Origin of the sequence: uncultured Psychrosphaera sp. (assembly GCF_947500655.1) — a bacterium.
Taxonomy (GTDB): Bacteria; Pseudomonadota; Gammaproteobacteria; order Enterobacterales; family Alteromonadaceae; genus Psychrosphaera.
In genome coordinates, this window is sequence record NZ_CANMSK010000023.1 from 1 (window position 1) to 13,458 (window position 13,458).

At 35.9% G+C, this 13,458-nt stretch carries 6 protein-coding genes; all 6 read right to left on the minus strand.

Features of this window, described 5'->3' with window-relative positions:
• Positions 1–219 precede the first annotated feature (219 nt).
• On the minus strand, positions 220–1,824 hold the full coding sequence (bcsG, locus tag Q0940_RS15570; RefSeq protein WP_299270572.1) for a cellulose biosynthesis protein BcsG: 1,605 nt from the start codon (positions 1,822–1,824) through the stop codon (positions 220–222).
• Between the two features lie 153 nt (positions 1,825–1,977).
• Positions 1,978–3,537: a BcsE family c-di-GMP-binding protein gene (locus Q0940_RS15575; RefSeq protein WP_299270575.1), complete on the minus strand. Its 1,560-nt coding sequence runs from the start codon at positions 3,535–3,537 to the stop codon at positions 1,978–1,980.
• A 6-nt stretch (positions 3,538–3,543) separates the two neighbouring features.
• On the minus strand, positions 3,544–5,817 hold the full coding sequence (locus tag Q0940_RS15580; protein ID WP_299270578.1) for a metallophosphoesterase: 2,274 nt from the start codon (positions 5,815–5,817) through the stop codon (positions 3,544–3,546).
• Position 5,818: 1 nt separating this feature from the next.
• Positions 5,819–9,667, minus strand: coding sequence for a cellulose synthase subunit BcsC-related outer membrane protein (locus Q0940_RS15585; RefSeq protein WP_299270581.1), 3,849 nt, complete (start codon positions 9,665–9,667; stop codon positions 5,819–5,821).
• On the minus strand, positions 9,657–10,793 hold the full coding sequence (gene bcsZ / locus Q0940_RS15590) for a cellulose synthase complex periplasmic endoglucanase BcsZ (protein WP_299270584.1): 1,137 nt from the start codon (positions 10,791–10,793) through the stop codon (positions 9,657–9,659). The genes Q0940_RS15585 and bcsZ overlap by 11 nt, the downstream gene beginning before the upstream one ends.
• Positions 10,793–13,420 carry a cellulose biosynthesis cyclic di-GMP-binding regulatory protein BcsB gene (locus Q0940_RS15595; RefSeq protein WP_299270587.1) on the minus strand — a complete coding sequence of 876 codons (2,628 nt, stop codon included), beginning with the start codon at positions 13,418–13,420 and terminating at the stop codon, positions 10,793–10,795. The genes bcsZ and Q0940_RS15595 overlap by 1 nt, the downstream gene beginning before the upstream one ends.
• Between the last annotated feature and the right edge of the window lie 38 nt (positions 13,421–13,458).

Here is a 13,458-nt window from a genome sequence, read left to right on the forward strand (position 1 = left end):
GTGTGCTTACGTTGATTCTGGATTTTCATGACACCTTATTCCTAAAAAAAGGTGTCTACTTTTGTGGAGTCATATCAGAAAAACACAAAATAACAAATACCCCCACCCTATACTCCATGCATAGAAAACGGGCAACAGCCCGTTATTTTTTGTTACTCATTTTATCAATTACATAGCTGTTAATCGTTATTCCAGAACAACTATATAATCACGATAAAATTAATTATCGTTGCCGTATTCAATCCAATCTTCTTTATCAATCTTCATTTGATAAGTGCCTTTGTATTGTATTACGGTTGCGCTGTCATTCTCAGAGACAAAATCAGTTTCAGGCAAAGTGTTAACAATTTCAGCTAAAGTGGCCGTTGGTTCACCAAACATATTCTTCTCAACAACTTGCTCCACTAGTTGAGATATTGCTAAATAACTTGATGGTGAGTTTACATTTAGTGTTTGAGCTTGACGTTTAGTCGCACCGAATAATCGAACGCCTACCGGCACGTGTGTAACGTTGTGACTAGGAAACTCTCTCATCCCTGGTAATTGTAAGTTATCACCTTTAAGTCCAGCTCCATGCTCAGGAACGAACACAACCATAACTTTCTTGCCAGACTGCTCAATCTTTTCAAAAAGGTAATTAATATCATTCAACAAACTTAACAGTCGTGGATGAAAACTTTCTAAACTGTTTAATCTTGATTGATTGCCAATGATTTTATTACCGTCATGCAAACTTACTGTGTTGTATAAGGTTGCATTTGGGGTTGACCCTATATTTGATAACCATTGATCAAATAAATAACGGTCTGAGTAAATTGGTGAGCCATCAAACGACTTTTGAATAAGCGGTGTCGTGACACTTAAATCATTTGGTACATTCCAGCCGCCATCTTGTCTAACGTTCTTCTCAAAGTTAGCAAACTTACCATCGTGATTCATTAATAGTTTATGACCAAAACCAAGCTTAGCTAAGTTGTTAAATAAATAACACTGACTATCGGCTGCGGAATATAACTGTGAATGAGGTTTTTGCCCGCAACTAGCACGGAGCATACGAATAGCAGCCGGGCCACTGTAAGATGTCGCGCTATTAAACTGCTGAAACATCACATCAAATTTATCAAACAAAACATGGTTATCTAAACCGGTTTCTTTTAAATCATCCCAGGACAACGAGCAAACATGTAAAAACAACAATTCAAATGGTTGGTTTAATTCAACACCATTAAAGTCGACATTTCGCTGTGACTCTTTTTGATAGAATTGGCTTAACTGCTCATCTGGGTTGTTATAAGTCTGACTGTTTTTGGTCACCGGCATATTGTTAGCATTAGCAATTTTAGGAGCGGTTTCTGACTCGGTTGGATAATACTGAAGAATGATAAAGTACATAAACAAACCGACGGTGATGCTTGTGAACTTAATCCAGTTTTTTAAATAGGTATAACTAAATACAACTACAACTAACATGGCTATTAACTTGAAGTTAACAAACCGCATTAGTAATTCCATTAAGTAGCTCACATCAAAATCAGCTAGGTTCATTAACTGGCCTAACGTTTTTTCAAAGCTAGGTAATCGACTATCGTAATATAAAAGTGCAATACCAACGGGAATGACAATAACTTGTCTAATTTGATATAAAAACTTATGGCGAAAAGGAGCTATTAAAAACAGCAAGAAGGCAATATTTTCTAAAAAGTGGAAACCTATAGATCCACTGTAAAATAGATAGAGCTTTAATAAAAAATATAAATTCCAAGCGCCTAAGTCTGCAAATGCGACAGGTGATGTTTTATTTTGTTCAGAAATCGGTGTGGTCATATCTATTTTTTCTCTTCAACATATTGCTTAATAAGCTTTGGCGTTACTAAATAATATAATCTGCTTCTTATTAACTTTTGCCAAAAATTACGCAAGAAAATACCTAAAATAATACCAACAAGCAGTATGCTTGTAATTATTGTTATAAAATTATCAAAGCTCATTATTTTTCAACTTTAGCTGAGCGGGGATCGCTATATTAATTTCAAATGCGTCCATAGTATCGGCGCGCATATTTTCCATTTTCTCTCGGTGCTCAGCAAACTCAGCAATTCTATCTTGATAGTCAACGACCGGATTTCGCTGAATATATTCACTTAGGTGAATAGTTTGTAATTGAATTGCATCCGATTTTACAAAACGCTGTGCCGATCTAAATATAAGTAAAGGCTCTGCACTTAAAATAAAGGTTAATGTAGAGTTTACATCGGCATCTCTACAGCCATATAAGTAAACATAAATAGCATTATCTACAACGGTAAATATATCGCCGTGTCGATTAAATTGAGCATACTTAATGGTATCCATGGCCGCAATACCTGATGGGATCTCTAAAATAACTAAGGTACTAGATATACCATATTTAACACTACTGGCCGTCAATTTTTGTAATTCTTTGGTAAAAGTATCTGCTACCAAATAACCTAATTTTGTCGGCATAGATCCTTCATCATAAACAGAGTAAAAATCGGCCGTTAAATCTCCAACAAAAACCAAATTTGCCGTGGAGCTAATAATATTAGTGAGTGTATTAATGTGGATTTTACTTGGTAAAATTAAGTTAGCACCTAAGCAACGTAGAATACTTTGCTCCGTCATGCGCAGATTAATATTAACCTCTAAAATAATAACTTTTAAGTTCTGCCCTGCCAACTGCCTAAGTTTATAAATTTGTTGCGCTAACTCTTTTAGTCCTGTGGATTTAAGCGCATGCATCAAGACTGTGGCTGATGGATTTTCTTTTACTAAACGGAATAAATCATCATGGTCTTTACCAATTGTCCAAGACTTATTTAATTTGGGACCTAACTCTTTGTAGTGCTGATCAACAATGACATCCGCTTGCTGGAATTGCGAAACCGCTAAATCTACATTATCAGAAGTGGATAACGCCAACTGCCCATTTAAATTTTGGACACGATAGTTTTGGTTTACCACGCACCCCGTTTCTATATACCAAATATCTATTTGTAACGAGCTTGGTTCAACCCCGCCCGAAAGCTTCATAATGCCGTAAAAGTCAGTACGTTGACGCGATAAAAACTGCTCAACATCAGAGTCTTTATCACCTTCATTAAAAAGTAATACAATCGCTAAGTTCTGACGACTAGCAAAACGTTTAAGCTCAATAACCAGCTGTTCATTTTTAGTTTGGCTACTTAATAACAAGTCTGACAAATCTATATAAAGCGCACCGTCTTTTATTTGTAACTGTGACAATTCGATAAGAAAGCGATCTATTTTCTTCGACAGCTTTTGTAATCTCTTTTGTTCAATTGTAATAATATCAATTTTTTTATCTTTAAAGCGATCCGCCACTCTTGGGTAATCTTCCTCAATATCACGAAAAGACAATAGTGTATTACGCTTACTGACAACATGGCTCATTAAGGTGTCAAACCAACGAGCAGATTGCACCGTAATACAATACAGTTTACCGTGTTCCAGAGTATTGATAAGTGGCGGTAAGCCTGTGATATTTAATTCAGACATATAATATTATTCATCTATTCCTGTAGGTAAAAGGTTCGTGGACATTAATTGACTAGCATCACCAAATGCTTCTATTTCTGCTTCAGTTAGCGGTTTGTTCACTAATAAAATATTATCAATGTAACCACTTGCTGTTTCTGCATTATTATCAGTAAACATTAAAAAGCTAGAGCCTATTGCCCAACGCTCGTCAACATGGTCAATCGAGCCAACCAAAGCGCCATCAACATGCACATTTGTATAACCATCAACATCATTGATCCCGACAACGATAGCGATACGATGCCAAGTATTGAAATTTATGCCAGAGAAGTAATCAACACCGCCAATTTCTAATTCAGTCTCTTGATGTATAAATAAGTCAGCATCATCTGTATTTAATGAATTAGTTTGTAAAATAGCTAACCATTCTTTATCTGTGCTAGGTACATATATATCAAACATGAGTGTGTAATACGATAATTTACCATCGGCCACTAAAGAGCCATTAGGGCTTAATTTATGAGTTACCAGCATGCCTTGGTCTTCATCAAAAGCAGAAAATTTTAAGATATTTCCAGTTGAGCCATTTGCGGCAGTGATACCATATGCATCAGGGGTATTAACAAAATCGGTAGAATCAAACCAGCTATCCCCAGAGGGATCAAAAGCTGTCATATCAACGTCACCACCAGATGCTGTGGCGGTTAAAGGTGAAGACGTTGAATTAAAGTCAAATAAGAAATACTCTGTTGTTGTGCAACGAACCATAGTATTACTCGTATCAAGATACAAACATTCACCCGTTCTTTGTGCACCATACTCACTTAATATTTGCCAATTCTCATCGAAAAATTCAGGTTCAGAAACGTATTCAATATCGTCAGTAAAAAAAGCAGGGATATTTATCGCAGGCGCTTTATTTAAAGCTACTGTGTATGATGTTTCATCATCTAACTCAGTTACGCCTTTGTATAACCACAAAGGTTGTTGAATAACCATCTTCTTTATATTTTCACCCGTAATAGTGACAGTATAAATAGAGTTAAAGCCTGGTGTATCTGACTTTTGACGCTCAACATTATATGCATTATAAAAATCTTGCTTACTTAATTCTCCGGCCCCCCACGCAGTCCAAACTAAATTAGGATTTAACAATACAACAACATCATTATCTTCAGCTGAACTTTTTTTATCAGAAAGTACAATATTATAAATAGCATCCAGTGAAACATTCGCTACTGACGTTGCATCTGCTGTTAACTCTGCATAAGCGATAGCATCGTGGCGATCCGCAGCATATGTATCGGCAATATCATCTAATGTTTGCGCAAGTTCCGTATCATAACTATCCATATCGTCAGTATAATATGCTTGATGTGTAATATTACTGATTGTCTTATTTACTAGGTCGTATTCAATATCAACCTGACTGATGCCATCAGCATAAAACTCGGGTTGAATTACTAATGCATCACCAATTATTTCCTCAGAAACACCAGAATGAGTATGTCCTCCTAAAATGAGGTCAATCCCTAAAATACCATCGGCTAAAAAACTATCCTCAACAATACCTAAATGGCTAATAAACACTAATACATCGACTTGTGAACCGAAGTTTAAAATAATTTCTTGGCTAACATCCTGATAAGAAAAATCGTTTGTTAACTCAGCTAAAAATTGACCTTCGTATGTTTCATCTAATTCATTCCATGGCAAAGAAACCATGCCAAAAAAACCAACACTGACACAACCAACCTGAGCTTTTACAAAATCATAAGCGTCAAATGTTGCGCCATCATCTCCTATATATGTTGTATTTGATGCTAGCACTTTTGCATGAGGGTCTTGTACATACTCTAACAATTGTTCAGTCCCCCATGCAAAGTCATGATTTCCAATCGTACGAACATCAAACTCCATAGCAAAAATCGCATCTTTTACTGCAACGCCTGATGATAGAGCCTCAACTACAGAACCTTTTTCGTAGTCATCTCCTGCATTGGTAAAAATGGTGTATGGGTTTTGTTGTTTGATCTGTTGGTAAAAATATTTTAATTTTTCAAATTTTCTTTCTTTCATTGCAAAGTTTGCATGTAAGTCAGCTACATGAGCAAAACTAACGGTTTGCGATTCGGCATCCGCATCACAAGTATCACCTATTGTAATATTTGTGGAGACTAATTCTGTTTCAGGTTCCGGTATAGAGACATCATTAGGATCATCTTCAAATGAACAAGATTGAAGAATTGATAACATGAGTATTAACGTTATCAATGATTTCCAAATTATTTTTTGCATGTTAATAATCCATGTAAATGCTAACCGGATCTGGTCGGCGATTTGCGGGTTGTAAATTAGGCTCAAAGTAATATTTTAGATAAAAATAAAGGCTATTGGGTGAAAAGAACTCTGACTTTTGAATGGTTATATTTGTACCTAAGGTCCAATGATTAGTCAGTTTATATTCAATCATAGCCTCGGCAGAAAAACCTTCACCGGTACTTTCTCCACCGAGAAAACTATCGTTGCTAATTAATTTTAACGCTTCCTGATAATTAGTATGTAGCGGATAATAAACACTATCATCGTCAGCAGATTCTGACATAGAAACTGAAAGGTCTACTTGATAAGTAAAGTCACCTAAACGACCATAAAAGTTTAACGGTAAAGATGCTGACTTATACTCTTGCGGGCTATAATAACCCGACTGACCAAAGGTAAATTCACTTAAGTCTTTTTCATACTGCCAAGTAAATAAATTTAAACCAATACTAGCCGTTAACCAGTCTCGGTCAAACCAATCCCAATATATGCCGCCCATGGCTCTTGTTCTTTCATTTTCCTTAACTTGTGTTCCTGCTATTTTTCCCGCATCCGTTAATGCCCAAATGCCCCAACCAGTACCTTGATCGTAACTTAATGACAAACCTAAATTATATAGACTTGTGCCGCCCCAAGTTGTTGAAGTATAAGGGTCTTTACTACCAGAAAAACTTAACAATGAGCTAGTTACAGAACGCTTACTCACGCCGAGTGACCAGCCTATATTCCAAAGACTATCACTGTATGCAGCGCCACCAACCCAATCAAATAAATTAAAACCAATTGGTTTTGTTCCTATATCAGCCGATACAGATGCAGTTTCAAAACCAATCGCAATGGAAGTCCCTACTTCTTCTTGTTTTAATAATAAGTCATCACAACGGCTATCACACAATTTATTAAAACCAAACGTGTCGTTTGCTGAGTCATTGGTATCTAATGTGCCCGCTTTAATGATAGTCGGCTCAACTTTCACGTACCATTCACCATCTCCAAGCCATGCATTATCCATCGGCGCAGCATAAGTTAAGCTTAAAACAGATAAATCATATTCTGATGTACCAGCACTGCCAGATTTATCATAACGTTTCACTCCAAGCTCTAAACGTCTATTTTCTTTTAAGCTCCTTTGAGCTAATGCCGATTGAAAACGATTAACTAGCCAAGAACCTTGATTAACGTGAATAGAAGCCACATTTTCATCTGACGTCATTAAAACAAAATATTCTTTAATTTTTTGTTTTTGAGCAAAGCTTAAGTCACTTGAATTAGTCTTTTGTAATAACTCTTCACCTGAAGCTAATGCTCTAGTATCAAAATTAGCCTTGTCGCTAATATCCGCCATTAATGCACTGTAATAGCCTTTTTTCATTAAACTGCCGGAATTATCGCCTAACTCAGGTAATTGGTTATACAACCTAAATGCAACATCGTAACCTACCGGATCAAATGGAAAAGATTGAATAAATGGCACTAAATATTCATATTTAAATTCGCCATTGGATACATCTAATTGACCTTTATTCTCTTCAAATAAACTAAATAGTTGATAAAAACGATAGGACTCAGAGGGTTCAAGTTCTATTAATTTATCCAACGCCTGAAACATTCTAATGGGATCTGAGGTTAACTCTGCAAAACGTAGGTCATTTTTCCAAACCGCGACTACATCATCGTGTTGTACAAGATGTTGATCTAACATATTTGAAAATTGGCTTTGAATAACTTTTGGTAATTGATCGTCTTCTAGTAACTCTAAAGTTAAATCCGACAGCGCTAATTCATTAGTAAATGAGCGGCCAGTTTCTTTATAAACTAGGGCTACATTATTAACGGCTTTATCCGTTTGCTTAGCGAGCAACTGCACCTGAGCTAGTTGTAATAGTACATTGATTCGGTTGCCAGAATCTGACTGCTGATCCGAATCCAACAGTAATTTAGCTAATAAAGCACTTTGCTGTAAAAAGCCATATTTCAACATCTGTTGCTGAATCCGACTGGTGTACACCACATTATTGTTAAATCGGGTGGATGCTGAGGTCAGTAATGCAAGTCGATCTTGCTGTAAGCTCCTATCAACTTTATCCATTGCCAATTCAAATTTATAGTCTTGTATATCTTGTTTAATATTATTAGTTCGGGACTTCGACGGGATACTTTGAAGCACATTTAACGCACTGTAATACATGTCGACACTTGCCAAAATCAAACTGTATGAATATTTCACTTCAACTTTATCAGATATAGGCTTATATAAACCTAATGCTTTATCAGTTTTACCTTGTTGAATATATAACTTAGCTAAATCATAACTTGCCCAGGGATGCATTTGAACAATGCGTAATGCCGATTTCAACAAAGACTCCGCTTCTGGCTCATTGCCTTTTTCAAGCTCAGCATCTGCTTTATCACGTATTCTCGCAACTAATAACGAATTATAATCCGGTAAAATTATATCTTTTTGCTGTAAAGATAAACTTGATACCCAAGAATCCATTTTAAGCTTACCTTGATAATTAAGTTTAAACTCCATCATGGTCGTTAAAAATTGAGGACTTAATGGTTCTATTACTAATAATGACAGATATAGTTGCTCAGCTTTTATATAATTACCTAAAGCGACTTGGCGGTCACCATCGAGTAAAATGTGATAATGACTTTCATCTTCAAACTTATATAACTTAGCTAATGTTTGTCCAGCTTCGGTAAGTTTCTGAGCGTCAAGGTAGGTTTCTGTTTTTTCTATTAACGACCAATAATCAGTGGTTATAGATAAAGACAAACATACCGATGGTGTTGGTTGAAATAGCTCAGCACAGCGATTAAATGCGGCTTTAGCGCCTACGTAATCATTTTTTCTAAATAGAAAACGCCCTTCTGCAATGATAACGTCTTGATCATCTGCGTATTTGGTTTTTGCAGTAGCAAGAGTCAATGCTATTTCACTTAAAGGTGCATCATCTTCTAACATTTTAGGCAGTTTGATTTTTGCTCGATAAGCAGGATCTCGCATTGAAATTCGATGCAGCTCTAATGCGGCATTGCCATCGCTAAAGTGATAACTCACTTTATTATCATCTGGAAAGCGCTCTATATAACGCTTAAAGTTTTGCTGATTATTATAGGTCACATCAGTATTCATTAAGCCATACTGCCAAAGGCGTTTAGCCTCAGACTGCCATACCGTATTAAAGGTCAATAAATACAACTCGTCATATATTTTATTTTTGTTTTTACCCGCACGTAATGAATACTTAAAATAAGCTAATTTTATGCGCGGATTGGCAGGGTACTGCAAATTCAAACGTTGTAGCTTATATAATACGGTAGGTTCTAACTCAGGACTGACCTCGGTCAAAATATCCCAGTACTCTAAAGCTAAGGAATAATGCGGATCTTGTTTATCAAATAACTGGTCATATTTATTTAATGACTGCTGATATAACTGGCGTGTATTTAATAGTCTAGCTTCAGACAACTCTTTACGCTTATTCTGATATATATCGATAAGCTGTAGCAAAATACTGTAGTTACGCTCGGAAATTCTAGTTTTAATTTTTAACAATTTAATACGAGCTTGAGAAAATCGCTGAGATTCAGCGAGAAAACGAACATTTTCTTGTAAATACACTAAATTTTCGGGAGCGACTTTACTAATTTTAGTTAAGGTTTTTTCAGCCTGAAATAAATCACGCTGGCCCATTTGAAATGACAATTGTTCTAATAAGTAGATAATGCCTTGTTCATTACCTTTAACTGGAAAGGTGATGATTAATGCACTACAAAAAATTAAGCTGGCGAACCAATGAGTCCAGTTACTTTTCATTTTTCCAACTTACAATTAATTGGCCATTAGCTGAAAATTCGAATCTTTTCTCAGTCCAACCTAATCCATATAAAGCTAATACACTTTGGTAATAGCTATCCGATGTAAATAAATCTGAATTCTCAATTTTAGTCAGCATAGCTTGTTCAAGCTCAGCATATTTCAAACGGGTAATTAAAGGTAAAAAGCTAATATCAAAACCAATATTGCCAAGGTTATTATATGCTAACAAATTAGTATTAATTGATTCAGGCACCGCCTTTAGCTTATTAACAAATTGAACAGACTTGGCAAAGTGAAGTTTTAATATTGGCCAATGCTCACTTTCTGGCGATAACATCCCCGCCCATAAATACACACGTATTGCGTTGTAGCTGCCTACCGTCGGGTTTTCAAATTTTTTCTTGTCTATGTTGAAGTCTATCCAATCCGGCGAAAAACCTCTTAATGAGCTCTCCATTGTTAATAACAAGGATGTTTGCTGCAAACTACGCCACCTATCATCGGATAAATAAGTATAGAAATAATCCATTAATTGCATAGGCACATAACTGGGATTTAACGTAATACTGTTATTTTTATTAACAAAGCCTGTTGAGGCTGGTAATAGGAAGTAACCTAACTCAGGAACAAGAACCACTTCCCCTTGTAAAATAGTATTGGCTAATTGCTCGGCTAATCGTCCATATTCAGGCTTATTCCATAAACGACTGGCTTCTAGAAGTGTATATAAAATCCATAAGTCTGAATCCGATGCGGAATTGTTATCAATTACGTTACCGACGCCAAAGGCATTTTCGCCCCACTTCCACGCAGGAAGATTATTCGCTAAATCCCCTTGAGCTAAATTCTGCTCAGTCCACTGAACTAGTCGTTCAAATAATTCAGGTTGATTATTAACTAAGGCAAAGAACATCGCATAAGACTGCCCTTCTGAGGTAGTAATATCATTACCATCATATGGGTCAACCACACGACCCGATTCAGTTATAAATTGGTCTTGAAAAAATTGCCAAAGAGGCCAATCGGCCTCAGTTTCCACCGACTTTGCAGCTGTGCTTGTAACTAGCAAAATACTTAATGCTAGCGAAGACAGAGTGCTAAAAATCAAGCCAGTGAGTTTCATTAATGATCACCATGTACACGTTTATAAGAAACAAATCTCAATACACGCCAAGCAATCATCGCAACTAGAAATACGGCAAATAAAACAATAATTAACATTAATGTAGGTCGTTGAGCTAAGTGATAACGAACCAATGACCAAACAGGTAACTCACCGGTGTAATACTTTTTACCAACCGTATTATGAACTATCTTATTTTCATGAAAAATAACCGTAGACCCGCGTAATAAATACAATTTCTGCTGGTCTTGGAATACTTGAGAGACTAAGTCGAGACCACTTTTACGAGAAGACATAATAGACAAAACAGAACGTCCAGATGTGACCGGAGATTCAAATTCCAGCATGATTGCGGTGTTTCCCCAGTTTTCATTTTCAATAGATACAAATTTCTCATCTTGATCGGTATCCAAAAACTGTCTTTCGGCTTGGTTATTATTCTTAAACAAATTCTGTGTTAACGATAATCTATGATTATTACGCTCAATGAGTGCATTTAAGCCTTTATGATCCGTCTTTGTTTCTTCAGTTAAATAATTGATATAGATAATGTCTTTATCACTCATATCAACATTATGATCACCTGCTTTTGCTATTTGTGCTTTAGTCGCTGGGTAACCTGTAATGGCAGAGAAACGAGCAAACAAAGTTAACATTAACTCCAGTTCTTTTTCTGCAAAATTATTTGGTAGCATGACTAACGTTTCCGACAAATCAGCCATACGAGTAAATGGTAACCCTGAGTATGCTAAAGAAGACATATTTGGCATTTCAGCATAATGTTCAAAACCACTGAAATCTAATGATGAATTTGAATCAATTTGTACAAACTTCTGTGATGGTTCATTTAAACAAGCGCTCTTGTCATCTTTTAAGATGAACTCAAATTCCATTAAGTTTTGAATACCAAGTTGGAAACTCGGTAACATTAACTCTGTATTCATGCTAAATAATTCTTTGGCAAATGGCATCCGAATTCTAGAACCACCTTCCCAAATACCATCCGCTTGAGTCAACTTGAATGACTCCACTAAGGTGTTATTAATTTTAACGTTTAATGTTGAAAGTTCCGGAACACCAGGTGGTGTATAACGATAATTTAAATCAACTGGCACACCACGAGTTTCCCAAATGAATAAGTCCGCAGGTATATGCATATTTACATTTATTGGCGATAAATATGCACCTTCACGCTTTAACTCACTTTCATCATTTACAAATTCGCTAAATTTCATTGGGCGTTCATTGTTAACCCATAATGGCGCTTGATAAGGTAACAATTTTTTACTGTAAGTAATTTCATTAATATGAGCGGCTTGACCAGATAAATTATTATGGCCAATTGCCACACCTTCTGCGGCGGTCATTAATTGCTCGTCATCTTTGCCTAATACTAATAATAATTTGTAATCTTTATAAAGCGGATGATTAGCCATAACCACAGTTGGTTTATTGATTTCTGGGTAATCTTTTAAAAAATAGGGTTTATTCTCATTGGTGGCGAACACGATAGCGTGAGATTTAGGCAATTGATTTAACAACACATCAAATTGGTTACCACGCCATTCGGCTTGTACACCTAACCAACCAGCCATTTTACTAGCTGCATTCACAAACTGGGTATTAACTGACTTAGGAAAGATAAAAGTCGCTAATTGTTTAGACATTTGTCTCGCATCAATAAATGGCGCTGGTAACAATGACAGGTCATTTTTTAGCGGCAGTTGATGTTCATCTAGTACGATTTTACTGGTTGATAATAGTTCTAACCAAATACCTAAATGACTAGGATCAAAACATTGGTTATTTATCGTTTCGTAATAACCAAGTAATTCAAACTTTACGTTATTAAATTCACGAAAACGATAGCTTGGAAGAATAATTTGTGTTTGTACTATTTTACCGGCCTTTTTAGGGTCGACGGTTAATACACCAGCCACTTCATCATTCAAATATATTTTAACTTGTGACTGAGCAGTAACCATAGTTGGCGAATAAATAAACTCTAGATTTAATGTTGCTTGTTCAACGACACGGTCTAAACGAGTACCAAAAGAAAAATCAACGGTACTCTTGTTTCCATTTAGTTTTAAAGGTTGATTATTAACTAAATCACTTAAACGAAAGGTTGAAACGATCTGTTCATTTTGCTCTGATTTACCTTGATCAACACCATCTGTTAAATGAGGTAATAACATTTGGCGTTTATGAACACTGTTGGCCCAACGAGCAAAATAATTTTTATCTAGCCATTGTTGTAAACTCAACGCATCTTGATCGTCAGATGAATCAAGAGTAACACCTAAACTTGCAATATAACCTTCTACTTCAGCTAATGTTAGCTTGGTATCATCAGCGGTTAATTCAACATCATTGGATTGTTTAATGTAAGTTGGTGTCTTAATTGGCACCCACTCTACAGAAGAAAAGTAACCGTTTATCACTAACCATCTTTCACTATCGACATCCGCAGTAAACAACATATCCTTAGGCCAATTACCTATTGATGGTTCATTTTTTTGTGCAAATAGCTCAATCGAATCTGTTGTAACAAAAATAGAGCTGGAGAAGGATTTAAACGATATAAATCCACAAAGAAATACAAACAAACAATGTTTTATTTTCATTAGAAAATTAGCCTTAAAATAAGAGTTAACCTAAATCA